21 protein-coding genes are annotated in these 24,588 nt (G+C 60.5%); 10 read left to right on the top strand and 11 right to left on the bottom strand.

Annotation, left to right across the window (positions count from 1 at the left end):
* Positions 1-10 precede the first annotated feature (10 nt).
* The 7 genes from aroB to AC3Y64_RS02095 all read right to left on the bottom strand — a co-directional run bounded on the left by aroB (position 11) and on the right by AC3Y64_RS02095 (position 6,653).
* Entirely contained in the window at positions 11-1,111 is a 1,101-nt protein-coding gene (aroB, locus tag AC3Y64_RS02125) for a 3-dehydroquinate synthase (protein WP_489986266.1), read from the bottom strand.
* A gap of 152 nt (positions 1,112-1,263) precedes the next feature.
* Positions 1,264-1,782, bottom strand: coding sequence for a shikimate kinase AroK (gene aroK, locus AC3Y64_RS02120; RefSeq protein ID WP_045122260.1), 519 nt, complete (start codon positions 1,780-1,782; stop codon positions 1,264-1,266).
* 4 nt (positions 1,783-1,786) lie between these two features.
* Positions 1,787-3,865, bottom strand: coding sequence for a type IV pilus secretin PilQ (locus tag AC3Y64_RS02115; RefSeq protein ID WP_489986265.1), 2,079 nt, complete (start codon positions 3,863-3,865; stop codon positions 1,787-1,789).
* 13 nt (positions 3,866-3,878) lie between these two features.
* Complete coding sequence (locus AC3Y64_RS02110) at positions 3,879-4,406, bottom strand: pilus assembly protein PilP (protein WP_489986264.1); 528 nt, start codon at positions 4,404-4,406, stop codon at positions 3,879-3,881.
* Positions 4,403-5,026, bottom strand: a complete 624-nt coding sequence (pilO, locus tag AC3Y64_RS02105; RefSeq protein WP_158957531.1) for a type 4a pilus biogenesis protein PilO — start codon at positions 5,024-5,026, stop codon at positions 4,403-4,405. Before pilO ends, AC3Y64_RS02110 begins: the two co-directional genes overlap by 4 nt.
* Positions 5,023-5,589, bottom strand: coding sequence for a PilN domain-containing protein (locus AC3Y64_RS02100; RefSeq protein ID WP_489986263.1), 567 nt, complete (start codon positions 5,587-5,589; stop codon positions 5,023-5,025). Before AC3Y64_RS02100 ends, pilO begins: the two co-directional genes overlap by 4 nt.
* The gene (locus AC3Y64_RS02095; protein WP_489986262.1) at positions 5,589-6,653 is read right to left on the bottom strand and encodes a pilus assembly protein PilM; all 1,065 of its coding nucleotides are present in this window, start codon (positions 6,651-6,653) and stop codon (positions 5,589-5,591) included. The genes AC3Y64_RS02100 and AC3Y64_RS02095 overlap by 1 nt, the downstream gene beginning before the upstream one ends.
* 216 nt (positions 6,654-6,869) lie before the next feature.
* Between AC3Y64_RS02095 and AC3Y64_RS02090 the strand changes: the two genes are divergently transcribed.
* Entirely contained in the window at positions 6,870-9,317 is a 2,448-nt protein-coding gene (locus tag AC3Y64_RS02090; RefSeq protein ID WP_489986261.1) for a penicillin-binding protein 1A, read from the top strand.
* 265 nt (positions 9,318-9,582) lie between these two features.
* On the opposite strand, the gene AC3Y64_RS02085 is transcribed toward AC3Y64_RS02090, so the two are convergent.
* From AC3Y64_RS02085 to rpmE, 3 genes are all read right to left on the bottom strand, one after another.
* Positions 9,583-10,851: a malic enzyme-like NAD(P)-binding protein gene (locus AC3Y64_RS02085; protein WP_489986260.1), complete on the bottom strand. Its 1,269-nt coding sequence runs from the start codon at positions 10,849-10,851 to the stop codon at positions 9,583-9,585.
* A gap of 183 nt (positions 10,852-11,034) precedes the next feature.
* Positions 11,035-11,835 (bottom strand): thermonuclease family protein, encoded by an 801-nt coding sequence (locus AC3Y64_RS02080; protein WP_489986259.1) that lies wholly within the window; start codon positions 11,833-11,835, stop codon positions 11,035-11,037.
* Positions 11,836-11,849: 14 nt separating this feature from the next.
* On the bottom strand, positions 11,850-12,074 hold the full coding sequence (rpmE, locus tag AC3Y64_RS02075; protein ID WP_158957543.1) for a 50S ribosomal protein L31: 225 nt from the start codon (positions 12,072-12,074) through the stop codon (positions 11,850-11,852).
* Positions 12,075-12,358: 284 nt separating this feature from the next.
* Here rpmE and AC3Y64_RS02070 point away from each other — a divergent pair, with 284 nt between their 5' ends.
* Complete coding sequence (locus tag AC3Y64_RS02070) at positions 12,359-14,578, top strand: primosomal protein N' (RefSeq protein WP_489986258.1); 2,220 nt, start codon at positions 12,359-12,361, stop codon at positions 14,576-14,578.
* A gap of 93 nt (positions 14,579-14,671) precedes the next feature.
* Here AC3Y64_RS02070 and AC3Y64_RS02065 read toward each other — a convergent pair whose 3' ends face one another.
* Positions 14,672-14,794, bottom strand: coding sequence for a hypothetical protein (locus AC3Y64_RS02065; protein WP_016772057.1), 123 nt, complete (start codon positions 14,792-14,794; stop codon positions 14,672-14,674).
* Here AC3Y64_RS02065 and argS point away from each other — a divergent pair.
* The 8 genes from argS to phaC (AC3Y64_RS02025) all read left to right on the top strand — a co-directional run bounded on the left by argS (position 14,793) and on the right by phaC (AC3Y64_RS02025) (position 24,558).
* A complete protein-coding gene (gene argS / locus AC3Y64_RS02060) occupies positions 14,793-16,529 on the top strand; it encodes an arginine--tRNA ligase (RefSeq protein WP_489986257.1) in 1,737 nt (578 codons plus the stop codon). The genes AC3Y64_RS02065 and argS overlap by 2 nt on opposite strands.
* Before the next feature lies 1 nt (position 16,530).
* Positions 16,531-17,247: an SPOR domain-containing protein gene (locus AC3Y64_RS02055; protein ID WP_122593939.1), complete on the top strand. Its 717-nt coding sequence runs from the start codon at positions 16,531-16,533 to the stop codon at positions 17,245-17,247.
* A 231-nt stretch (positions 17,248-17,478) separates the two neighbouring features.
* The gene (gene hslV, locus AC3Y64_RS02050) at positions 17,479-18,009 is read left to right on the top strand and encodes an ATP-dependent protease subunit HslV (protein WP_016984593.1); all 531 of its coding nucleotides are present in this window, start codon (positions 17,479-17,481) and stop codon (positions 18,007-18,009) included.
* 54 nt (positions 18,010-18,063) lie between these two features.
* Positions 18,064-19,401 (top strand): ATP-dependent protease ATPase subunit HslU, encoded by a 1,338-nt coding sequence (gene hslU / locus AC3Y64_RS02045; protein ID WP_489986256.1) that lies wholly within the window; start codon positions 18,064-18,066, stop codon positions 19,399-19,401.
* 76 nt (positions 19,402-19,477) lie between these two features.
* Positions 19,478-19,849 (top strand): gamma-butyrobetaine hydroxylase family protein, encoded by a 372-nt coding sequence (locus AC3Y64_RS02040; protein ID WP_463556493.1) that lies wholly within the window; start codon positions 19,478-19,480, stop codon positions 19,847-19,849.
* Between the two features lie 258 nt (positions 19,850-20,107).
* Entirely contained in the window at positions 20,108-21,787 is a 1,680-nt protein-coding gene (gene phaC / locus AC3Y64_RS02035; protein ID WP_489986255.1) for a class II poly(R)-hydroxyalkanoic acid synthase, read from the top strand.
* A 94-nt stretch (positions 21,788-21,881) separates the two neighbouring features.
* Positions 21,882-22,736, top strand: coding sequence for a poly(3-hydroxyalkanoate) depolymerase (gene phaZ / locus AC3Y64_RS02030; protein WP_489986254.1), 855 nt, complete (start codon positions 21,882-21,884; stop codon positions 22,734-22,736).
* A 139-nt stretch (positions 22,737-22,875) separates the two neighbouring features.
* Entirely contained in the window at positions 22,876-24,558 is a 1,683-nt protein-coding gene (gene phaC / locus AC3Y64_RS02025) for a class II poly(R)-hydroxyalkanoic acid synthase (protein WP_489986253.1), read from the top strand.
* The last annotated feature ends 30 nt before the right edge of the window (positions 24,559-24,588 follow it).

Below are 24,588 nucleotides of genomic sequence, written 5' to 3'. Positions count from 1 at the left end.
CGGAATCTTATTAACCTTTAAGCTGAGCCAGGGCGCGGTAATCCGCTCCCAGCGTGGCCTGTAGAACCTCTTTCGGATAATCGGCGGTCACTACCGCTTCGCCCATCTGGCGCAGCAGCACCAGGCGCAGACGACCGTCGATCACTTTTTTGTCGATTGCCATGTGTTCAAGAAAATCGGCTTCGCTCATCCCTTCCGGCGGCACTACCGGCAGACCGGCGCGCTGGAACAGACGAATGCCGCGATCACGCTCTTCATCACTGATCCAGCCCAGACGCGCGGACATTTCCAGCGCCATCACGGTGCCTGCCGCGACCGCTTCACCATGCAGCCAGACACCATAGCCCATGTGGGTTTCGATGGCGTGGCCGAAGGTGTGGCCAAGATTGAGCGTGGCGCGCACGCCGGTTTCCTTTTCATCGGCACCGACCACTGCAGCCTTGGCCGCGCAGGAGCGCTCGATGGCGTAGGTCAGGGCTTTTTGATCCAGTGCGCGCAGGGCGTCCACGTTGTCTTCGAGCCAGGTCAGGAACGGCTCGTCGCAGATCAGACCGTACTTGATGACCTCTGCCAGACCGGCGGACAGTTCACGCTCTGGCAGGGTTTTCAGGGACGCCGTATCGATCAGCACTACGTTCGGCTGGTAGAAAGCGCCGACCATGTTCTTGCCCAGTGGATGGTTGATCCCGGTTTTGCCGCCCACCGACGAATCGACCTGAGACAGCAACGTCGTAGGGATCTGGATGAAGTCGACGCCGCGCTGATAACAGGCTGCGGCGAAACCGGCCATGTCGCCGATCACACCGCCGCCGAGGGCGATCACGGTGGTGCGGCGGTCATGACGGGCGGTCAGCAGACCGTCGAAGATCAGTTGCAGGGTTTCCCAGTTTTTGAAGGCTTCGCCGTCCGGCAAAACCACCGAGATCACCGAGAACTGCGCGAGGCTGCGGGTCAGACGTTCGAGATAGAGCGGTGCAACGGTCTCGTTGGAGATGATTGCCACCTGCCGCCCATGGATATGGGGCGCCAGCAGTTCAGGCTGATCCAACAAACCTTCGCCAATATGAATCGGGTAGCTGCGCTCGCCTAAATCGACCTTGAGTGTCTGCATGTGTCCCCACAGTGAAGATGGAAGCAGGCGTCCTGCCCTGAATTATTGGTTGTCTGCGGCTTGTAGCGGGTATGACGCCGCTCGCACGCCATCCGCCACAACCTCGGCGGGCTGTGACAGGACGCCGAGGATAGCGCATTTCGTGCGATGCTTTAACGGGGTGGAAGCTGCGCCAGACGATCGAGAATGTCGAGCACCACCATGCGCGGCGGCCGTTCGTCGGTTTCCACGACGAGATCGGCAATTTCCCGATACAGCGGATCGCGGATGGCGAGCAAGTCACGCAGGGTTTTCGCCGGATCGGCGGTACGCAGCAACGGCCGATTGCGGTCGCGCGAAGTGCGACCAACCTGCTGCTCGACGGACGCGTGCAGATACACCACTCGTCCGCCCTCGTGCAGGGCCTTGCGATTGGCATCGCGCATGACTGCGCCACCGCCGGTCGCCAGGACCACGCCGTCGAACGCGCAAAGCTCGGCGATCATCGCCTGCTCACGGTCACGAAAGCCCGGCTCGCCTTCTTTGTCGAAGATCCACGGGATATTGGCGCCCGTGCGCAGTTCAATTTCCTTGTCGGAATCTTTGAACGGCAGGCGCAGCTCTTTGGCCAGCAACCGGCCGATGGTGCTTTTACCAGCGCCCATCGGTCCTACAAGAATCAAATTTCGCACAGAATCAATGACTCACAGCAATCGCCTGATTGTTCATGATACGCGGAGTGAGAAACACCAGCAGCTCGGATTTTTTCTCCGAAACCACATCACGCCGGAAAAGGCGGCCAAGATACGGCACATCGCCAAGAAATGGCACCTTATCTACGACCTTGCTTTGAGTATTTGAGAAAACACCGCCAATCACGATGGTTTCGCCGTCGTTGACCAGCACCTTGGCGTTTACCTCGTTTTTCTTGATCGGCGGCACATCCTGCACTTTGTTGAGGTAATCCGGTTCGTCCTTGGTGACCTTGACCTCCATGATGATGCGGTTATCGGGGGTGATCTGCGGCGTCACTTCCAGTGACAGCGATGCCTCTTTGAACGACACCGAAGTGGCGCCGCTGGAGCTGGCTTCCTGATAGGGAATCTCGGTGCCTTTGAGGATTTTCGCGGTCTCTTTGTCCGAGGTGACGACTTTCGGCTGCGAGACGATCTCGCCGTTGCCGGTTTTCTCCATGGCCGTCAGTTCCAGATCGAGCAAAACGTTATCGGTAATGAAGGCGATGCCGATCCCCGAGGTGTTATTGACGGTGCCCATGTCGACGAACGGTGAGTTGGTGCTGGTGCTGCCCGGCGTGCCAATGGTCGTCGAAGAACCGTTGCTGACCCCCGAGGTGTTCCAGTTGCCTTTGTTCTGCACCGAACCGCCCCAACGCACGCCAAGGCTCTTGTCGTAATCGACGTTGGCCTCAACGATGCGGGCCTCGATCATCACCTGGCGCACCGGAATATCCAGTTGCGCCACGATGCGCCGCAGTTCATCGAGGCGATCCTGGGTCTGGTAGGCGATGATGTTGTTGGTCCGCTCATCGACAGTGATCGAGCCACGCTCGTCGATTTTCGCCTCAGCACTGGTCACCGACTGGAACAGCTTGGCGATATCTGCCGCTTTGGCGTAATTCACCTGCAGCAGTTCACGACGCAACGGCGCCAGTTCGGCGATCTGCTTTTGCGATTCCAGTTCCTGACGTTCGCGGGCAGCGATCTCGTCGGCCGGCGCGACCAGAAGGACATTGCCGATCTTGCGCTTATCCAGCCCCTTGGTTTTCAGCACCAGATCCAGCGCCTGATCCCAAGGCACGTTTTGCAGGCGCAACGTGATCCCGCCCTGCACCGTATCGCTGGCGACCAGATTGAGGTTGGTGAAGTCGGCGATCAGTTGCAGCACCGAACGTACGTCGATGTCCTGGAAATTCAGCGAAAGCTTCTCGCCGACATAGCTGTTGCGATCGGCATTGCGCTTTTGCAGGTCATCGACCGTCATCGGGCGGATGCTGACGGTCAGTTTGTTGTCGGTCTGGAAAGTTGAGTATTCGTAGGTGCCGCTCGGCTCGACAGTAATAACCGTGCGATCACCGCTCACACCGGCGTTGACGAACTGCACCGGGGTGGCGAAATCCTTGACGTCGAGGCGTACCCGCAGCTTGTCGGGCAATTGCGTGCGGGTGAAGCTGAGGATGATCTTGCCGTCATGCTCCTGAATGTCCGGGGCGATGGTCGGATCGGACAGATCAATGACGACGTTGCCCTCGCCCGCCGTGCCGCGCTGGAAGTCGACGCCGCGAATGGCCCGACTGGTCGGCACGAATGCCTTGGCCGGTGCGGCTGCCGCCGTAGTGGCGCGCGGCGCAACGGCCGGACGCGGTGCAGCAACCGGCGCACCCTGCCCGACCACCACGAACAGATTGTTGCCTTCAACCCGTATGTTGTACGGCGAGAGCTGGGTGAGGCTGACGATCAGGCGCGTTCGATCCTTCGCTTCAACTACCGTGGCCGTGCGGGCATTACCGCTGCCCAGATCGAGATTTTTGCTGGCCAACTGGCTGGCAACACCCGGCAGGTCGAGGGCGATTCGCGCTGGTGACTCGGTGGTGTAACCCTTGGGCTGCGGCGGCGGACCATCGAACGACAGTTTCAGCTCGACGCGATCCCCCGGTAACGCCGCGACGTCCAGCGTCTTCAGGTTGGCCGCAATTACCATCGGCGACATCAGCGCTATCCATAGCGAAAAACCGAGGGTGGAGAAAATCCTGTTCATTGTTCGACTTCCACTATGAGTGCTCTTTCAAAGGAATGGTGCGCGGGCGCTCCAGCCAGGCGCCCTGGCCGTCCGGCACGATTTCGACCACATCGACCTGGGTGGCGCTGATGGCGACAATGCGGCCATCGTTGCGCCCCAGGTAATCGCCGACTTTCAGCCGATGCACCCCGCCCGCCCCGCGCAACAGCGCAAACGCCCCGGAAACATTGGAGATCGTGCCGACCATCTCGAACTGCTCGATATTGAAACCTTCGAGGTATTGCTTGACCCGGTTGGGATCGGGTTTGACGTTGCGCGAGCCGTGTTTCTGCCCGGCCAGATCGACGCGCACCTGCCGCGAAAACGGACTGCGCAGATTGGCCGCGCTGTAAGTGAATGTCGGGTAAGACCGAAATGTCGGGGTTGGTTCAATTTTGCCCGCCGGCTTCAGGCGCACTTCGTTCATATAAGCGTCGAGGTCGCTGAAATCATCGCTGCCCCCACAACCACTGAGCGCAAACAGCGCCATCGCCAAGGCGAAATAACGAATCGGGGTCATTTTTGCAGCCCCTTGTCGTTATAGCGATACGTCTTGGCAAGAATGCTCATGCGCAGTTTCGGCCCGCTCTCAGGGCTGATCGGCGCGAGTTCGAAATCATGCAACGTCACGATTCGCGGCAGCCCGGCAACGCCGCTGACGAAGGTCGCGAGGTCGTGATAAGCGCCAGTTACGGTGATCTGGATCGGCAGTTCGATGTAGAACGGCTGGGTCACTTCCGGCAGCAGTTTGATCTCTTCGAACTCCAGCCCGCTGCCCAGACCTGTACGGGTGATGTCCTCGAGCAGGCCCGGCACTTCGGTGTCACTGGGCAGTTGCCGCAGCAGCACGCCGAAAGAGTTTTCCATCTCTTTCATTTGCTGGGTGTACAGCTCCAGATTGGCCGACAGATGCGCCTTGCTGGCGAATTGCTCCTTGAGTGTGGCCTCCTCTTCGCGCTTGGCATCGAGCTGATTTTCCAGGTCGCTGATGAAAAAGTTGTAGCCAAGCCCCAGGACCAAAGCCATGAGCAGCGCGCCGGCAATAGCTTTTACCGCAGCCGGCCAGGAGCCGATGTTGTTGGTATCCAGATCGTTGAAGTCAATGTTGCGCAGGCTCTCCAGCCATTCGGACGGCTTCATTGGTCGTCCTCCAGCGTCTTCGGCTGAGTCTGACGAACGGTCAGCTCAAACGTGTTGGCCTGATCCACTTGACCGGCGGTCGTCGCCTTCACTTCATTAAGGCTTGGTGCATCGAACCAGTCCGAGGCATCCAGATTGCGCATCAGTTCGGAGACACGATTATTTGATTCCGCCGCCCCGCTGATCGACAGGGTTTTGCCGGTCATCTTCACGTCGGTGAAATACACACCGTCGGGCAGCGTGCGCGCCAGTTGGTCGAAAATCCGCCCGCTGATCTGCCGATTGCCCTGCAAGTCCTGGATGATGCGCATACGCTCGACCAGTTGCTGGCGATGGGCCTTGAGCTCGCTGATCTGCTTGATTCGCTCATCGACGACGGCGATCTGCTTGCCGATGTAATCGTTACGCGCCATTTGTCGCTGGATTGCAGAACTGATGACCTGGTCAGCGATCAATACCGCGCCGATCGAGCCGACCACCACGCCGATCAGCGCCAGCAGGAAGCGTTTGCGCCGCTCTTCGCGACGTTCCTCGCGCCAGGGAAGAAGGTTGATCCGCGCCATCAGTCGAAACTCCTGAGCGCGAGGCCGCAGGCAATCATCAGGGCCGGCGCGTCACTGGCCAGCGCCCCGGCGTTGACCTTGCTGCCCAAAGCCATGTTGGCAAACGGATTGGCCACCTGGGTCGGCGTATTCAGGCGTTGCTCGATCAGCCGGTCCAGCCCCGGCACCGACGCCGTGCCGCCAGCGAGCAGAATGTGATCGACGGCGTTGTATTGCCCGGACGCGAAGAAAAACTGCAACGAACGCGAAACCTGCTGCACCAGCGCCTCGCGAAACGGCTGCAGGACCTCGGCAACGTAATCGTCGGGCAAGCCACCCTGCTTTTTCGCCAATCCCGCCTGCTCGATCGTCAGGCCATAGCGCCGCTGGATTTCCTCGGTCAGTTGCCGGCCACCGAACAGTTGTTCGCGGGTGTAGATGATCTTGCCGTTGTGCAGAACGCTGAGGGTGGTCATGGTCGCGCCGATATCGACGACAGCAACGGTCAGACGCTCCTGAGAGGCCGCCAGTTGCGTCGCCAGCAAACTGAAGGAACGTTCCAGCGCGTAGGCCTCAACGTCCACCACCCGCGCCGTCAGGCCAGCAAGGGCCAATGCGGCCTCGCGGACTTCGACGTTTTCCTTGCGACAGGCGGCCAGCAATACGTTGACCCGCTCCGGGTTACGCGGCGACACACCCTGGACTTCGAAGTCGATGGCAACTTCGTCCAGCGGATAGGGAATGTATTGGTCGGCTTCGATCTTGAGCTGGTTTTCCAGCTCGTCATCGGACAGCCCGGCATCCATTTCGATGATCTTGGTGATCACCGCGGAACCGGCCACCGCGACCGCCACGCTTTTCAGCCCGGTGCGTGCCTTGACCAGCACCCGACTGAGAGCCTGGCCGACGCCTTCGAGCTCAGCGATGTTTTTCTCGACCACGGCGTTCGCCGGCAATGGCTCCACCGCGTACGCCTCGACCCGGTAGCGATCGCCCTGACGGCTCAGTTCCAGCAGCTTCACCGAGGTGGAGCTGATGTCGATCCCCAGTAACGTATTGGTCTTTTTATTGAAGAGTCCCAGCACTACCAATTCCCTATGACTTTCCGTGAGTTACGGACTCTGTAATACGCATTGCGTTCCTTCATCCCGTCTTGACAGAAGCGCAAATGACGCCTCCGACGGAAAAGTGCTTATAATGCCCAGCGTTTTTTTCCGCTTTTTACTGCCAGCGCGGACTGTTCTGTGTGTAGCCGGAACCCCGTCGCCAAATTCATTCTTTGCCCTGGATGTTCAAACGCCTTGATTCGTCTGCTGAAATTTTTCGGTTGGTCCATCGTCGCCGTTTTCTGCGGACTGCTTTTAGGTCTCAGCGGCGCGTTTCTTTACCTTAGTCCGGGTTTGCCGTCTGTGGAGGCGCTGAGAAGCATTCAGTTGCAGATTCCCCTGCGCGTGTACTCCAGCGATAACAAGTTGATCGCAGAGTTTGGCGAAATGCGCCGTACGCCGATCCGTTTCGCCGACATTCCCCCCAATTTCATTAATGCGTTACTAAGTGCTGAAGACGACAATTTCGCTAACCACTATGGCGTCGATCCGAGCAGCCTGATGCGCGCCGCGACCCAATTGGTCAAAAGCGGACACATTCAGTCCGGCGGCAGCACCATTACCATGCAGGTGGCGAAGAACTTCTTCCTGACCAGCGAACGCAGCTTCTCGCGCAAAACCACCGAAATTCTTCTGGCCCTGCAGATCGAACGGCAGCTGACCAAGGACGAAATCCTTGAGCTGTACGTGAACAAGATCTATCTGGGCAACCGCGCCTATGGCATTGAGGCGGCGGCGCAGGTGTATTACGGCAAGTCGATCCGTGACATCAGCCTGGCGCAGATGGCGATGATCGCCGGCCTGCCGAAAGCACCGTCGCGCTTCAACCCGCTGGCCAACCCGGCGCGCAGCAAAGAACGTCGCGACTGGATCCTCGGGCGCATGTACAAGCTCGGCAAGATCAGCGAGGCGGATTACACCGCTGCGATCAACGAGCCGCTGAACGCCAGCTACCACGTGCCGACACCAGAAGTGAACGCACCGTACATCGCCGAAATGGCCCGCGCCGAAATGGTCGGTCGCTATGGCAGCGAGGCTTACACCGAAGGTTTCCGCGTCACTACCACGGTGCCGAGCAATCTGCAGGAAATGGCCAACACCGCGCTGCACGAAGGTTTGATGACCTACGACCAGCGTCACGGCTACCGTGGCCCTGAGTCGCGCCTGCCAGGCAAGACCCGCGAGGCCTGGGCCAGTGAGCTGACCAAGCAACGCACGATCAGCAGCCTCGAGCCGGCCATCGTCACGCAGGTCGACAAGAACGGCCTGCAAGTGCTGACTCGCACCGGCGAAGAACACGTCGCCTGGGACACCATGAAATGGGCGCGTCCATTCCTCAACACCAACAGCATGGGCGCCAACCCGCGTCAGCCGTCGGATGTCGCGGCTGTCGGTGATCTGGTTCGTGTGCAACGTCAGAAAGACAATTCGCTGAAGTTCAGCCAGATCCCGCAGGCCCAAGGCGCGCTGGTGTCGCTGGACCCGCAGAACGGAGCGATCCGCTCGCTGGTCGGCGGTTTTGCCTTCGAGCAGAGCAACTACAACCGCGCCATGCAGGCCAAGCGTCAGCCGGGCTCGAGCTTCAAACCGTTCGTCTACAGCGCCGCGCTGGACAGCGGCTACACCGCCGCCACACTGGTCAACGACGCGCCAATCGTGTTCGTCGACGAATACCTGGACAAGGTCTGGCGCCCGAAGAACGACACCAACACCTTCCTCGGCCCGATCCGTCTGCGTGAAGCCCTCTACAAGTCGCGCAACCTGGTGTCGATCCGCTTGCTCCAGGCGATGGGCGTGGGCAAGACCATCGACTACATCACCCGCTTCGGCTTCAACAAGCAGGACCTGCCGCCGAACCTGTCGCTGGCGCTGGGCACTGCAACCTTGACGCCAATGGAGATCGCCACCGGTTGGAGCACGTTCGCCAACGGCGGCTACAAGATCACCCCGTACATCATCGACAAGATCGAAAGCCGCAACGGTGACACGCTGTTCGTCGCCAATCCGCCGACCGTGCCACAGGGTGGTTCGGCGACGGACGGTATCGCTGCGCCAGATGCTCAATCGTTCACGGTCGATGCCGCACCGGTTCCGGGTGAAGCACCGGGCAACGCTGCTGTACCGCAAGCGCCGGCAGTGGCTGAGCGGATCGTCGATGGTCGGACCACGTACATCCTCAACAGCATGTTGCAGGACGTGATCAAGCTCGGCACCGGCCGTCGCGCACTGGCCATGGGCCGCAGCGACATCGCTGGCAAGACCGGCACGACCAACGAATCGAAAGATGCGTGGTTCTCCGGTTACAACGCCGATTACGTGACCACGGTGTGGACCGGTTTCGACCAGCCGGAAAGCCTCGGTCGTCGCGAGTTCGGCGGCACGGTGGCGCTGCCGATCTGGATGAACTACATGTCGGCTGCGCTGAAGGACAAGCCGCCGCACGTTCAGCCTGAGCCGGAAGGTCTGCTGAGCCTGCGCGTGGATCCGGTCAGTGGCCGTGCGGCGACACCGAGCACACCGGGCGCTTACTTCGAGCTGTTCAAGTCGGAAGACACGCCGCCATCGGTGAACGAGTTGGGCAACGGCACGGCGCCAGGCAGCCCGCTGCCGGCGGATGAACAGGCGCCGATCGATTTGTTCTGATCCTCGGCCACTGAAAAGCCCCGCCTTCGATTGAAGTGCGGGGCTTTTTATTGCCTCTAGGTTTGTGGTGCCTGAACGGGCCTCATCGCTAGCAGGGCTAGCTCCCACAGGGTTTTGTGGTGTGTTTAGAGTATGTGTCTCGCATTGCCCTCTGTGGGAGCGAGCTTGCTCGCGGAGAGGCCCGGCAAAGCAACACAAAACCCTCAGCCACAAAAAAGCCCCGACTCTCATGAGCCGGGGCTTTCGGTTGAAGCGCTACAACGGCTTAGCCGTTGAACACGTCATCCACGCTTTTCAGCGGGTAGTTCTTCGGATACGGCAGGGTCGCCACACCAGTCTCGATTGCAGCCTTGGCCACAGCGTCGGAGATCAGGGTGATCAGGCGCTTGTCCATTGGCTTCGGAATGATGTATTCACGGCCGAATTCCAGCGGAGCGCCACCGTAGGCGTCGCACACGTCCTGTGGAACAGGCAGCTTGGCCAGTTCACGCAGGGCATTGGCTGCAGCCACTTTCATTTCTTCGTTGATGCGCTTGGCGCGAACGTCCAGGGCACCACGGAAGATGAACGGGAAACCCAGTACGTTGTTGACCTGGTTCGGGTAGTCCGAACGGCCGGTCGCCATGATCACGTCGTTACGGGTGGCGTGTGCCAGCTCAGGGGAGATTTCCGGATCCGGGTTCGAGCAGGCGAACACGATCGGGTTGGCCGCCATCGACAGCAGGCCTTCAGGGCTCAGCAGGTTCGGGCCGGACAGACCGACGAACACGTCAGCGCCTGCCAGTGCGTCAGCCAGGCTGCGCTTCTCGGTGGCGTGAGCGAATACCGCTTTGTACTGGTTCAGGTCGTCACGGCCAGAGTGGATCACGCCGGTACGGTCAACCATGAAGATGTTTTCGATGCGTGCGCCCATGCTCACCAGCAGTTTCATGCAGGAGATGGCGGCAGCGCCGGCGCCCAGGCAGACGATCTTCGCTTCCGGCAGGGTTTTGCCAGCGATTTCCAGGGCGTTGATCATGCCGGCAGCGGTCACGATTGCGGTGCCGTGCTGGTCATCGTGGAATACCGGAATGTCGCACTGCTCGATCAGAGCGCGTTCGATCTCAAAGCACTCAGGTGCCTTGATGTCTTCCAGGTTGATGCCACCGAAGGTGATGGAGATACGCTTAACGGTGTCGATGAAGGCTTGCGGGCTTTCGGAGTCGACTTCGATGTCGAAAACGTCGATGCCGGCGAAGCGCTTGAACAGCACGCCTTTACCTTCCATCACTGGCTTGGATGCCAACGGGCCGAGGTTACCCAGGCCGAGAATCGCGGTGCCATCGGAAATGACTGCAACCAGGTTGCCCTTGCCGGTGTATTTGTAGGCCAGTTCAGGATCGCGAGCGATCTCACGGACTGGTTCAGCTACGCCGGGGCTGTAGGCCAGCGACAAGTCGCGAGCGGTAGCAGTGGCCTTGGTGAGCTCGACACTCAGCTTCCCTGGACGAGGATTGGCATGATATTCGAGAGCGGCAGTTTTCAGATCAGACATTTTGGCATTCCGCTTTTTACTGTTGGACAGACTGGTCAGCGAGGATACGCGCCTCGCAAAGTCCCCACAAGACTGAGCGGTCACCCCTGTCAAGCGCCCTGCCCTACGACTTTGGGCCAAGAGCCACGGCGCACAAGGGCTTGACTGTTCACAATCGACATAAAAAATGTCTACAATTTTTATTCAGCGGGTGCTTTGCAACATCGAAGGATCTGTCAGTGGAAGCAGCCAACGCGACTGACCCTGTTTCAAGCCACCCCGTCGTGAACGATCGACAATCCAGCCGCGCGCCTCGATCTGCCTGCCCTTCAGCGCTCGCAAGCGGGCATTGTCGAATTGTCCGACCAGATTGGGTGCAACGCGCAATACAAGCGAGTCCTGCAACTCGATCCAGATTCCGCCGCGATTGCGTTGAACCTTGCTCACACGCCCACTGACCACGGCGAAGCCCGAGCGCTGAATCTGCTCCGCTTTCAGTACAGACGTTTGCCGCCAAAGGCCCCGGCGGGCCTGTCGCGCACTGCGTTCGGCAGCTTGCTGGCAGGCGACCAGATCGACATTCGGCGCCACCGCGACCTGGAAACCAAGGCCATCGGCGAGCATTTGCGCTTCGAGATTGGCGCCGCTGGCACTGTAAACATGCGCGAGCGTACGACCGTAATGGTCTTTGGGTTGCTTGCCGGGGCGCAAACCGACACGTCCGCCGCTGGCATCGACCAAGGCTTGCAGACGTTGGCGCGCCGCCACCGCGAACGGTTCGTCGCTGCGGCCCTGCTTGCCCAGCTCAGGCGTATTGAGGCCGATCATGCGTACGCTGCGACCGTCGCTCAGCCGCAGGGTGTCGCCATCGACCACGCGCTGCACCGCTACGCTGGTCAACTGCGCAGGCGCCGGGCAGAAGGCCTGCGCGCCGGACAGCCAAATCGCAGACACAAAAAAGGCGCCCGCGAGGGACGCCTTTTTCAGCAACGAGGAAAAGCCCACCGGGCCCTTCAACCTTACTCTGCAGCAGGTTTCTTGCCGAAAGCACCGAAACGGTCTGCGAACTTCTGAACGCGACCACCGGTGTCCAGAGTCTTCTGCTTACCGGTGTAGAACGGGTGGCATTCGTTGCACACGTCGATTGGCATGGCTTTGCCGAAAGTCGAACGGGTTTCGAACTTGTTGCCACAGCTGCAGGTAACAGCAATGACTGGGTATTCTGGATGGATATCAGCTTTCATGGTGTATTCCTCAGGCTAGCGTGCCGCCACCCAACACTATTGTTGAATACCGCACGTAATTAGGCCGCGGATTCTACCAGACCTTTTCAATCACGCAAGCTGTCACCGAGACCGACCGTCTGCTAGGCTCCCGGCCCAATACGCGATCCCCTGTAGGAGCGAGCCTGCTCGCGATAACGGTGTGTCATTCAACATTTGTGTCGTCTGATACACCGTTATCGCGAGCGAGGCTCACTCCTACAGGGTTATGTGCCTAGCCCGTCTGTTTATAGAGATCCCCCCGCGTGCCCGACGCCATTCTGCGCCTTGCCCTGCCTTCGCCCCTGCGCCGCCTGTTCGACTATCGAGCGCCGGCCGGGGTGCGGCGCGAGCAATTGCAGCCGGGCATGCGCCTGCGGGTGCCGTTCGGCCGGCGCGAAATGATCGGGATTCTGGTCGAGGTCACCGACACCAGCGAAGTGCCGGCGGAAAAACTCAAACCGGCGCTGGCCCTGCTCGATGACACGCCGCCGTTGCCGCCCGCGCTGTTCAAGCTGTGCCTGTGGACGTCGCAGTATTACCAGCACAGCCTTGGCGACACCTTGAGCTGGGCGTTGCCGGTGCTGTTGCGCCAGGGCGAACTGGCCGAGGCCCGGCAAGAGCGTTTCTGGTCGATCACCCCCGGCGCCAGCCTCGATGATCCGCGCATCGCCCGCGCACCGCGCCAGCGGGAGGCGTTGGCGACCCTGGCCCAGCACCCGCACGGTGTCGCCCATCAATTGCTGAGCAAACTGATGCTGAGCAAGGACAGCCTCGATCTGCTGCTGGCCAAAGGTCTGGTGCAGGTCGAGATCCGCCGCCACGCGCCGGGCGTGCGCCACGAACACTGGCTGGCGCAACCGGAACTGCCGCTCAACAGCGAGCAGCGCGCCGCGTACGAAGCGATCCGCGCTGGCTTCGACAGTTATCACGCGTTCCTGCTGGCCGGGGTTACCGGCAGCGGCAAGACCGAAGTCTATTTGCAACTGATCCGCGAAACCCTCGAAGCCGGCAAGCAGGCGTTGGTGCTGATCCCCGAAATCAACCTCGGCCCGCAGACCCTGGCGCGTTTCGAACAGCGCTTCAATGCCCGCATCGCCTTGCTGCACTCGGCGGTCAATGATCGCGAGCGCCTCGACGCCTGGCTCGCCGCCCGCGATGGCGAAGCCGACATTATTATCGGCACCCGCTCGGCACTGTTCACGCCGATGAAAAATCCCGGGCTGATCATCATCGATGAAGAGCACGATGGCTCTTATAAACAGCAGGAAGGCTTGCGCTACCACGCTCGCGATCTGGCACTGGTGCGCGCGCGCCAGGAAAACATCCCGATCGTACTGGGATCCGCGACGCCATCGCTGGAGAGCCTGCACAACGCTTACACCGGTCGCTACGGCCTGCTGCGCCTGAACGAGCGTGCTGGCGGCGCCAAGCAGCCGCGCTTCCTGCGTCTGGACGTGAAAAGCCGTCCGCTGGACAGCGGCATTTCCGGGCCGATGCAACAAGCCATCGGTCAGACCCTGGCGGCCGGCCAGCAAGTGCTGGTGTTCCTTAACCGACGCGGTTTTGCGCCGACGCTGCTCTGCCACGATTGCGGCTGGATGTCCGAATGCTCGCGCTGCGATGCGCGGATGACCGTGCACCAGCGCTATGGCGAGTTGCGCTGTCATCACTGTGGCAACGTCGAGCGCACGCCGCGCCAGTGCCCGAAGTGCAACAAGGTCGATCTGCGGCCCGTCGGCGCCGGCACTGAACGCGCCGAGGAGCGGCTGGCGATTCTGTTTCCCGACTACCCGGTTTTGCGCGTCGACCGTGACAGTACTTCGCGCAAAGACGCGATGAATCAGCTGTTCGCGACGATTCAGAAGGGTCAGCCGTGCATTCTGGTCGGTACGCAGATGTTGGCCAAGGGGCACCACTTTCCACGGGTGACACTGGTGTCGATTCTGGATGCCGACGGCGGTTTGTTCTCCGGCGACTTCCGCGCCAGCGAGCGCATGGCGCAGTTGATCGTGCAGGTCGCCGGGCGCGCCGGGCGAGCGGAGGAGCCGGGCAAGGTGATCATCCAGACGCACTTGGCTGACCATCCCTTATTGGTGCAACTCACTGAACAGGGTTACTTCGCCTTTGCCGAGCAGGCCTTGAGCGAGCGCCGCGCCGCCGGGCTGCCGCCGTTTGCGCATCTGGCGCTACTGCGTGCCGAAGCGCACAAACCGGGACAGGCGGAAGGCTTTCTCGATGAGGCGTGCAGCGCGGCGGAGCGCTTGCTGGTTGAGCAGAATTTGACCGGTATCGAGCTGCTCGGCCCAGTGCCGGCACCGATGGAACGCCGGGCCGGACGTTATCGTGCGCAGCTTTTGTTGCAGGCGACGGCGCGGGCGCCGCTGCATCGATTGCTGGCCAGTTGGCTGCTGATGCTGGAGCAGATGCCGAGTGGGCGGGCGGTGCGCTGGTCCTTGGACGTCGACCCTGTAGATTTGTATTGAAGTTCAAAAGATCGCAGCCTTCGGCAGCTCCTACAGAAAAATGCGAAATTCTGTGTAGGAGCTGCCGCAGGCTGCGATCTTTTGCTTTTAATGTCACCACATATCCACATCCTGCCTGCTAAGGTTGGCAAGCCCGTCTTCGCAACGGATAATGCCCAGTTTTTCCACCCGCGCATCGATGCGCCCGCCGCGCTTGCGGTCGAAAGAGAAGACCATGAAAGACACCATTCGCCAGCTGATCCAACAAGCCCTCACCCAACTCGTCAACGAAGGTGTGTTGCCTGAAGGCCTGACGCCGGCGATCCAGGTGGAGAACGCCCGTGACAAGACCCACGGCGACTTCGCCAGCAACATTGCCATGATGCTGGCCAAGCCTGCGGGCATGAAGCCGCGCGATCTGGCGGAAAAAATCATCGCCGCGCTGCCGGCTGACGAGAACGTCACCAAGGCCGAAATCGCTGGCCCGGGCTTCATCAATTTCTTCCAGAACACTCAGGCTTTGGCTTCGCGCCTCGACGCCGCACTGGCCGACGCTAACGTTGGCGTGCGCAAGGCTGGCCCTGCACAACGCACCGTGGTCGACCTGTCGGCACCGAACCTGGCCAAAGAGATGCACGTCGGCCACTTGCGCTCGACCATCATCGGCGACGGCGTGGCCCGCGTTCTCGAATTCCTCGGCGACGAAGTGATCCGTCAGAACCACGTCGGCGACTGGGGCACCCAGTTCGGCATGCTGATGGCGTACCTACAGGAAAACCCGATCACCAGCGACGAGCTGTCCGATCTGGAAAATTTCTACCGCGCCGCCAAGCAGCGTTTCGACGAATCCGAAGAATTCGCCGACCGCGCCCGTGGTCTGGTGGTCAAGTTGCAGGCCGGCGACGCCGAGTGCCTGGCGCTATGGACCAAGTTCAAGGACATCTCGCTGTCGCACTGCCAGAAGATCTATGAACTGCTCAACGTCAAACTGACCATGGCCGACGTGATGGGCGAAAGCGCCTACAACGACGACCTGATCAACGTGGTCAACGACCTGAAAGCCGCTGGCATGCTGGTCGAGAGCAACGGCGCGCAGTGCGTGTTCCTCGACGAGTTCAAGAATGCCGACGGCGATCCGCTGCCGGTGATCATCGTCAAGGCTGACGGCGGCTACCTGTACGCCACCACTGACCTCGCGGCTGTGCGCTACCGCAGCGGCAAACTGAAAGCCGATCGCGCGCTGTACTTCGTCGACCAGCGTCAGGCTCTGCACTTCCAGCAAGTGTTCGCCGTGGCGCGCAAGGCCGGTTTCGTCACCCATCCGATGGAGATGGAACACATGGGCTTCGGCACCATGAACGGCGCCGATGGCCGTCCGTTCAAGACCCGTGACGGTGGCACTGTGAAGCTGATCGACCTGCTGACCGAAGCGCAGGAACGCGCCTACAGCCTGGTGAAAGAGAAGAACCCGACACTGGCCGAAGACGAACTGCGCAACATCGCCAAAGTCGTCGGCATCGGCGCGGTGAAGTACGCCGACCTGTCGAAGCACCGCACCAGCGACTACAGCTTCAACTTCGACCTGATGCTGAATTTCGAAGGCAACACCGCGCCGTACCTGCTGTATGCGTACACCCGCGTCGCCGGTGTGTTCCGCAAACTGGGCAAGGACTTCAGCGAAGTCGACGGCCAGATCGTGCTGGAAGCTGCGCACGAGCAAGAGCTGGCGGCAAAACTGGCGCAGTTCGGCGAAGTGCTGAACAACGTGTCAGACAAAGGCACGCCGCACATTCTCTGCACCTACCTGTATGACGTTGCCGGTCTGTTCTCCAGCTTCTACGAGAACTGCCCAATCCTCGCTGCCGAAACCCAGGCCCAGATGCAGAGCCGTCTGCGTCTGGCCGCGCTGACCGGTCGCACCCTCAAGCAAGGCCTGGAGCTGTTGGGTCTGGAAACTCTGGAGCGTATGTAAGTTGGCTGCCAAGAAAAAACCTGCACCCAAGCGTGGCGCCAGCCGTTATCAAGCTCCTGCGAAGCAACCGATTCCGGGTTGGCTGTGGATGGCCATCGGCCTGACGGTCGGCGCGTTCATCGTGTTTCTGATGAAGCTGGAGCCGGGCAAGGGCAGCGACACGGTCAAGCGTGAGAAGGTCGAGCAAGCGCAACAGCAGAAAGCGTCGAAGATCGCCGAGGCCAACAAGACCCCGCCGAGCCCCACCCAGCCTGTGAAGCCGAAGTACGACTTCTACACCCTGCTGCCGGAATCGGAAGTGATCGTGCCGCCGGACGCTGTGCCGGAGAAGACTCTGCCGACGCCACAGGTGCCAGCGGTGCCAACTACGCCGGTCACGCCTGCGGAAGCGGCGAAGATCGACACCGCGCGCGCTCAGGCAGCTCTGGCCGGGATTACTCCGCCGCCAGCGCCACCCGTGAGCAAAGCGGCGCCGGTGACCAAGTTCTTCCTGCAGGCCGGCTCGTTCCGCAAGGAAACCGATGCCGACAAGGTTCGCGCGCAAATCATTTTGCTCGGCCAGGCGGTGGCGGTTGAGTCCGGCACGGTGAAGGATGAAACCTGGTACCGCGTTCTGGTCGGCCCGTTCAGCAACCGCGAACAACTGACCACCGCGCAGAAACAACTGGCCGGTGCCGGGTTCAGCAACCTGTTGTTACAACAACGCCAGAGCCGCTGATCACCGCCGATCGTTCCCACGCTCTGCGTGGGAATGCCTCGAGGGACGCTCTGCGTCCCAGCAGTGAAGGGACGCGGAGCGTCCCGGGCTGCATTCCCACGCAGAGCGTGGGAATGATCAGGTGCAACACGCCGCTCGTCTCCTCTCCCGCGCTACGGTTGAAATCCTCTCCAGCACCCCCATATGAATGGGCATAAGGCACTTTCGCCCCGCTGTGTGGAGACTCTTCCCTTGACCACCATCGTTTCAGTCCGCCGTCACGGCAAAGTCGTCATGGGCGGCGACGGCCAGGTTTCTCTCGGCAATACCGTGATGAAAGGCAATGCGAAAAAAGTTCGTCGCCTGTACCACGGTCAGGTCATCGCCGGTTTTGCCGGTGCCACCGCCGACGCCTTTACCCTCTTCGAACGTTTCGAAGGCCAACTCGAAAAACATCAGGGTCACCTGGTGCGCGCCGCCGTCGAACTCGCTAAAGAATGGCGCACCGACCGCTCTCTGAGCCGCCTCGAAGCGATGCTCGCGGTCGCTAACAAAGACGCCTCGCTGATCATCACCGGCAACGGTGACGTGGTCGAACCCGAAGACGGCCTGATCGCCATGGGTTCCGGCGGCGGTTACGCGCAGGCCGCAGCCAGCGCGCTGCTGAAAAAGACCGACCTGTCGGCCCGCGAAATCGTCGAAACCGCCCTCGGCATTGCCGGCGATATCTGTGTATTCACCAACCACACTCAGACCATTGAGGAGCAGGATCTCGCTGAATAAGCCTGACGCGGCCCTGTGCCACGGCTTGTTTCTGCTTGAGGACCGTCAACTACTATGTCCATGACTCCCCGCGAAATCGTCCACGAACTCAACCGCCACATCATCGGCCAGGACGATGCCAAGCGCGCCGTCGCGATTGCCCTGCGCAACCGCTGGCGCCGCATGCAGCTGCCTGAAGAGCTGCGCGTTGAAGTGACCCCGAAGAACATCCTGATGATCGGCCCGACCGGTGTCGGTAAAACCGAGATCGCCCGTCGTCTGGCGAAACTGGCCAACGCGCCGTTCATCAAGGTCGAAGCGACCAAATTCACCGAAGTCGGTTATGTCGGTCGTGACGTCGAATCGATCATCCGTGATCTGGCCGACGCCGCGATCAAGATGCTCCGCGAGCAGGAAATGTCCCGCGTGCGCCATCGCGCCGAAGACGCCGCCGAGGATCGCATCCTCGACGCGCTGCTGCCGCCGGCCCGCATGGGCTTCAGCAACGAGGAAGCGCCGAGCTCTGATTCCAACACCCGTCAGCTGTTCCGCAAGCGCCTGCGCGAAGGTCAGCTGGATGACAAGGAAATCGAGATCGAAGTCGCCGAAGTGGCTGGCATCGAAATCGCCACGCCGCCCGGCATGGAAGAGATGACCAACCAGTTGCAGTCGCTGTTCGCCAACATGGGCAAGGGCAAGAAGAAGGCGCGCAAGCTCAAGGTCAAAGAAGCGCTGAAACTGGTGCGCGACGAAGAAGCCGGGCGTCTGGTCAATGAAGAAGAGCTGAAAGCCAAAGCGCTGGAAGCGGTTGAACAGCACGGCATCGTGTTCATCGACGAGATCGACAAAGTCGCCAAGCGTGGCAATGTCGGCGGCGCCGATGTCTCCCGTGAAGGCGTGCAGCGCGACCTGCTGCCGCTGATCGAAGGCTGCACCGTCAACACCAAGCTGGGCATGGTCAAGACCGACCACATCCTGTTCATCGCGTCCGGTGCGTTCCACCTGAGCAAGCCAAGCGATCTGGTGCCTGAGCTGCAAGGTCGTCTGCCAATCCGTGTCGAACTCAAGGCGCTGAGCCCGTCGGACTTCGAACGCATCCTCAGCGAGCCGCATGCCTCGCTCACCGAGCAATACTGCGCGCTACTGAAAACCGAAGGCCTGAACATCCAGTTCCAGCCGGAAGGCATCAAGCGTCTGGCGGAGATCGCCTGGCAGGTCAACGAGAAGACCGAGAACATCGGTGCCCGTCGCTTGCACACGCTGCTTGAGCGTCTGCTCGAAGAGGTGTCGTTCAGCGCCGGTGATCTGGCCAGCACCCACGATGAGAAGCCGATTCTGATCGACGCGGAATACGTCAACAGCCACCTCGGCGAATTGGCGCAGAACGAAGACCTGTCCCGCTACATTCTGTAGTGCGGCAAGCTCCGAGCTACAAGCGGCAAGCTGAGTTAAGCTTGCAGCTTGTTGCTTGCAGCTCAGGGCTGTTTTTATGATTCCTACCGACATCAAACTGCACAAAGCCTCGAAAACCCTGACGCTCACCTATGCGTCCGGCGAGGAATACACCCTGCCCGCTGAATTCCTGCGCGTGCATTCGCCCTCCGCCGAGGTCCAGGGCCACGGCAAACCGATCCTGCAATTCGGCAAGATCAATGTCGGTCTGAGCAAACTGGAACCGGCCGGTCACTACGCACTGAAACTGACCTTCGACGACGGTCACGACAGCGGCTTGTTCACCTGGGATTATCTCTACGAGCTGGGGCGACGTCATGACGCACTCTGGGCCGATTATCTGGCCGAGCTCAAAGCCGCCGGAAAAACCCGCGACCCGAACGAGTCCATCGTCAAGCTGATGCTCTAGCCCGAGCCTTGCGCTCATTAGAAGGCATTTTCTAAATTCATCTGTTTGAATGCTCCGCTGTGTGGCCGAGGATCGGCCTGCTTGCGAAAAAAATTAAACTCGGGTAACCAATGGAGCTGGCAAGTTCCCTGCAGTGCTCTACGACTGTAAAGCAGCTATGCAGAATTAACGGTCACCCGAGCAGTAGTACCTGGCATTGGCTGTGGAACTGCACAGCAGAAAACCGGGTACTCGTCTCAGGACAATGGAGCGTCGTAGATGAGTAACAAGAATAACGATGACCTGAAGTACCAAGCCTCGGAAAACACCCTGGGGCTTAATCCCGTCGTTGGGCTACGCGGAAAGGATCTGCTGGCCTCTGCTCGCATGGTGCTGAAACAGGCCATCAAACAACCGATCCATAGCGTCAAGCACGTCACCCATTTCGGCCTCGAACTGAAGAACGTGCTGTTTGGCAAATCCGAACTGCAACCGGCTGGCGATGACCGTCGCTTCGCTGATCCGGCGTGGAGCCAGAACCCGCTCTACAAACGTTATCTGCAAACCTATCTGGCGTGGCGCAAGGAACTCCATTCCTGGATAGATGACAGCAGCCTGTCACCCAAAGACATCGCGCGCGGCCACTTCGTCATCAACCTGATGACCGAAGCCATGGCCCCGACCAACTCGGCGGCCAACCCCGCAGCGGTCAAACGCTTCTTCGAAACCGGCGGCAAAAGCCTGCTCGATGGCCTCTCGCATCTGGCCAAGGATCTGGTGCATAACGGCGGCATGCCGAGCCAGGTCAACATGGGCGCGTTCGAAGTCGGCAAGAGCCTCGGTGTCACCGAAGGCGCAGTGGTGTTCCGCAACGATGTGCTGGAGCTGATCCAGTACAAGCCGATCACCGAGCAAGTCCACGAGCGCCCGTTGCTGGTGGTGCCGCCGCAGATCAACAAGTTCTACGTATTCGATTTGAGCCCGGACAAGAGTCTGGCGCGCTTCTGCCTGCGCAATAACGTGCCGACGTTCATCATCAGTTGGCGCAACCCGACCAAGGCCCAGCGCGAGTGGGGCCTGTCGACCTACATCGACGCACTGAAAGAAGCGGTCGACGTGGTCACCGCGATCACTGGCAGCAAAGACGTCAACATGCTTGGTGCCTGCTCCGGCGGCATCACCTGCACCGCCCTGCTCGGCCACTACGCGGCGATCGGCGAGAAGAAGGTCAATGCCCTCACGCTGCTGGTCAGCGTGCTCGATACGACGCTGGACAGCGACGTCGCCCTGTTCGTCGACGAGCAAACTCTGGAGACCGCCAAGCGTCACTCGTACCAGGCCGGCGTGCTCGAAGGCAAAGACATGGCCAAGGTCTTCGCGTGGATGCGCCCCAACGACCTGATCTGGAACTACTGGGTCAACAACTACCTGCTAGGTAACGAGCCGCCGGTGTTCGACATCCTGTTCTGGAACAACGACACCACCCGGTTGCCCGCTGCGTTCCACGGCGACCTGATCGAGATGTTCAAAAACAACCCACTGATTCGCCCCAATGCACTGGAAGTGTGCGGCACGCCGATCGACCTCAAGCAGGTCACCGCCGACATCTTCTCGCTGGCCGGCACCAACGACCACATCACCCCGTGGAAGTCCTGCTACAAGTCGGCGCAGCTGTTTGGCGGCAAGGTCGAATTCGTGCTGTCGAGCAGCGGGCATATTCAGAGCATTCTCAACCCGCCGGGCAACCCGAAATCCCGTTACATGACCAGCGAAGAGATGGCAGCCAACGCCGATGACTGGCAAGAGAACTCGACCAAGCACACCGATTCCTGGTGGCTGTACTGGCAGTCGTGGCTGGCCGAGCGCTCGGGCAACCTGAAAAAGGCCCCACTGAAACTGGGCAACAAGGCGTATCCGGCGGGTGAAGCCTCGCCGGGCACTTACGTACATGAAAGATAGCGGCAAGCCACAAGCTACAAGCCGCAAGCTGAGCAGGTTCTGCTTGAAGCTTGCGGCCTGTAGCTGCTCCACTCTAACCCGAAGGGCCTGACGCATGCCGCAACCGTTCATATTCCGTACCGTCGATCTGGATGGCCAGACCATCCGCACCGCGGTGCGCCCCGGCAAGCCTCACTTGACGCCCTTGCTGATTTTCAACGGCATCGGCGCCAACCTCGAGCTGGTGTTTCCGTTTGTCGCAGCGCTGGACCCGGATCTGGAAGTGATCGCGTTCGACGTGCCCGGTGTCGGCGGTTCCTCGACGCCGAACCGGCCGTACCGCTTTCCCGGCCTGGCCAAGCTGACCTCGCGAATGCTTGATTACCTCGACTACGGTCAGGTCAACGTCATCGGCGTGTCGTGGGGCGGTGCGCTCGCGCAGCAGTTCGCCTACGACTATCCCGAACGCTGCAAGAAACTGGTGCTGGCGGCGACCGCGGCCGGGGCGGTGATGGTGCCGGGCAAACCGAAAGTGCTGTGGATGATGGCCAGTCCACGGCGCTACATTCAGCCCTCCCACGTAATCCGGATCGCCCCGCTGATCTATGGCGGCTCGTTCCGTCGCGACCCGACCCTGGCCGCCAGTCATGCCGCAAAAGTACGTTCGGCGGGCAAGCTCGGTTACTACTGGCAACTGTTCGCCGGACTCGGCTGGACGAGTATTCACTGGCTGCACAAGATCCATCAGCCGACGCTGGTGCTCGCTGGCGACGACGATCCGCTGATCCCGCTGATCAACATGCGCATGCTCGCCTGGCGCATTCCCAATGCGCAGTTGCACATCATCGACGATGGTCATCTGTTCCTGATCACCCGCGCCGAAGCCGTGGCGCCGATCATCATGAAGTTTCTCCAGGAGGAACGTCAGCGCGCGGTGATGCATCCGCATCCGACACCGTTCGGCGGTTAACCCTAGCGGCAGGCTTTATGCAGGTCTTTAGCAAAGAGTGCGCGGCAGGACGCCGCGCAGGCAGCAACCCACAACAGCGTCTATGGTGTTCTGGTTCGGTGAGTGTGTTTTTGGCCTGAAGACGAAGGAGTGTTGAGTCATGCGCGACAAACCAGCGACGGGCGTAGTGCCCAGCCCCGCCGTGTTCATCAACGCACAAAGTGCGATCACCGGTCTGCGTGGGCGGGATTTGATTTCGACCTTGCGCAGCGTGGCCGCTCACGGTTTGCGCAACCCGATCCACAGCGCGAAACACGCGTTGAAACTCGGCGGCCAATTGGGCCGCGTCTTGCTTGGCGAAACCCTGCACCCGACCAATCCGAACGACAACCGCTTCGCCGACCCGGCGTGGAGCCTCAATCCGTTTTATCGCCGTAGCCTGCAGGCTTACCTGGCCTGGCAGAAGCAGGTCAAAAGCTGGATCGACGACAGCGACATGAGCCCGGAAGATCGCGCCCGGGCACACTTCGCGTTCACCCTGCTCAACGACGCCGTGGCGCCGTCCAACACCCTGCTCAATCCGCTGGCGGTCAAAGAGCTGTTCAACTCCGGCGGCCACAGTCTGGTGCGCGGTCTCAGTCATTTGTTCGATGATCTGCTGCACAACGACGGCCTGCCCCGGCAGGTCACCAAACAGGCTTTTGAAGTCGGCAAAACCGTGGCGACCACCGCCGGTTCAGTGGTGTTTCGCAACGAAATGCTCGAGCTGATCCAGTACAAACCGATGAGCGAAAAACAGTACGCCAAGCCGCTGCTGGTGGTGCCGCCGCAAATCAACAAGTACTACATTTTCGACCTGAGCCCGCACAACAGCTTCGTCCAGTACGCGCTGAAAAACGGTTTGCAGACTTTCATGATCAGTTGGCGCAATCCCGATGTGCGCCATCGCGAGTGGGGCCTGTCGACCTACGTCGAAGCCGTGGAAGAAGCGATGAACATCTGCCGGGCGATCACCGGCGCCCGCGAGGTCAACCTGATGGGCGCGTGCGCTGGCGGGCTGACCATCGCCGCCCTGCAGGGTCACTTGCAGGCCAAACGGCAATTGCGCCGCATCTCCAGCGCGACCTACCTGGTCAGCCTGCTCGACAGCCAGATCGAAACCCCGGCGACCCTGTTTGCCGACGAACAAACCCTTGAAGCGGCCAAACGTCGCTCCTATCAGAAAGGCGTGCTCGATGGCCGCGACATGGCCAAGGTCTTCGCGTGGATGCGTCCCAACGATTTGATCTGGAGCTACTTCGTCAACAACTACCTGTTGGGTAAAGAGCCGCCGGCCTTCGACATCCTCTACTGGAACAATGACAACACGCGCCTGCCCGCTGCGCTCCACGGTGATTTGCTGGACTTCTTCAAGCACAACCCGCTGACCCATCCGGGTGGGCTGGAGGTGTGTGGTACGCCAATCGATCTGCAGAAAGTCACCGTCGACAGCTTCAGCGTCGCCGGCATGAACGACCACATCACGCCGTGGGATGCGGTGTATCGCTCGACCCTGCTGCTCGGCGGCGACCGACGCTTCGTGCTGTCCAACAGCGGCCACGTGCAGAGCATTCTCAACCCGCCGAGCAACCCGAAAGCCGCGTACGTCGAGAACGGCAAGATGAGCAGCGACCCGCGCGCCTGGTACTACGACGCCAAACACGTCGACGGCAGTTGGTGGCCGCAGTGGCTCGAATGGATTCAACAACGTTCCGGCGCCCAGCACGAAACCTCGTTCACCCTCGGCAACCCGAACTATCCACCGATGGAGGCAGCACCCGGTACTTACGTGCGTGTGCGCTGACGCTTAACCGAACTTTTCTAAGAAGACTGG

The sequence above is a fragment of the Pseudomonas sp. 4CAES_32.4 genome (genome assembly GCF_058136335.1).
The sequence above is the reverse complement of the archived record's forward strand: the minus strand, read 5'-3'. Positions and strand labels throughout refer to the sequence as shown.

What these genes read in the sequence shown, in the direction of transcription:
- aroB (WP_489986266.1), bottom strand. Translation starts at nt 1,111, where the DNA reads ATGCAGACACTCAAGGTCGATTTAGGCGAGCGCAGCTACCCGATTCAT.
- AC3Y64_RS02115 (WP_489986265.1), bottom strand. Translation starts at nt 3,865, where the DNA reads ATGAACAGGATTTTCTCCACCCTCGGTTTTTCGCTATGGATAGCGCTG.
- AC3Y64_RS02110 (WP_489986264.1), bottom strand. Translation starts at nt 4,406, where the DNA reads ATGACCCCGATTCGTTATTTCGCCTTGGCGATGGCGCTGTTTGCGCTC.
- pilO (WP_158957531.1), bottom strand. Translation starts at nt 5,026, where the DNA reads ATGAAGCCGTCCGAATGGCTGGAGAGCCTGCGCAACATTGACTTCAAC.
- AC3Y64_RS02100 (WP_489986263.1), bottom strand. Translation starts at nt 5,589, where the DNA reads ATGGCGCGGATCAACCTTCTTCCCTGGCGCGAGGAACGTCGCGAAGAG.
- AC3Y64_RS02085 (WP_489986260.1), bottom strand. Translation starts at nt 10,851, where the DNA reads ATGTCTGATCTGAAAACTGCCGCTCTCGAATATCATGCCAATCCTCGT.
- rpmE (WP_158957543.1), bottom strand. Translation starts at nt 12,074, where the DNA reads ATGAAAGCTGATATCCATCCAGAATACCCAGTCATTGCTGTTACCTGC.
- argS (WP_489986257.1), top strand. Translation starts at nt 14,793, where the DNA reads ATGAAAGACACCATTCGCCAGCTGATCCAACAAGCCCTCACCCAACTC.
- AC3Y64_RS02065 (WP_016772057.1), bottom strand. Translation starts at nt 14,794, where the DNA reads ATGGTCTTCTCTTTCGACCGCAAGCGCGGCGGGCGCATCGATGCGCGG.
- hslU (WP_489986256.1), top strand. Translation starts at nt 18,064, where the DNA reads ATGTCCATGACTCCCCGCGAAATCGTCCACGAACTCAACCGCCACATC.
- AC3Y64_RS02040 (WP_463556493.1), top strand. Translation starts at nt 19,478, where the DNA reads ATGATTCCTACCGACATCAAACTGCACAAAGCCTCGAAAACCCTGACG.
- phaC (WP_489986255.1), top strand. Translation starts at nt 20,108, where the DNA reads ATGAGTAACAAGAATAACGATGACCTGAAGTACCAAGCCTCGGAAAAC.
- phaZ (WP_489986254.1), top strand. Translation starts at nt 21,882, where the DNA reads ATGCCGCAACCGTTCATATTCCGTACCGTCGATCTGGATGGCCAGACC.
- phaC (WP_489986253.1), top strand. Translation starts at nt 22,876, where the DNA reads ATGCGCGACAAACCAGCGACGGGCGTAGTGCCCAGCCCCGCCGTGTTC.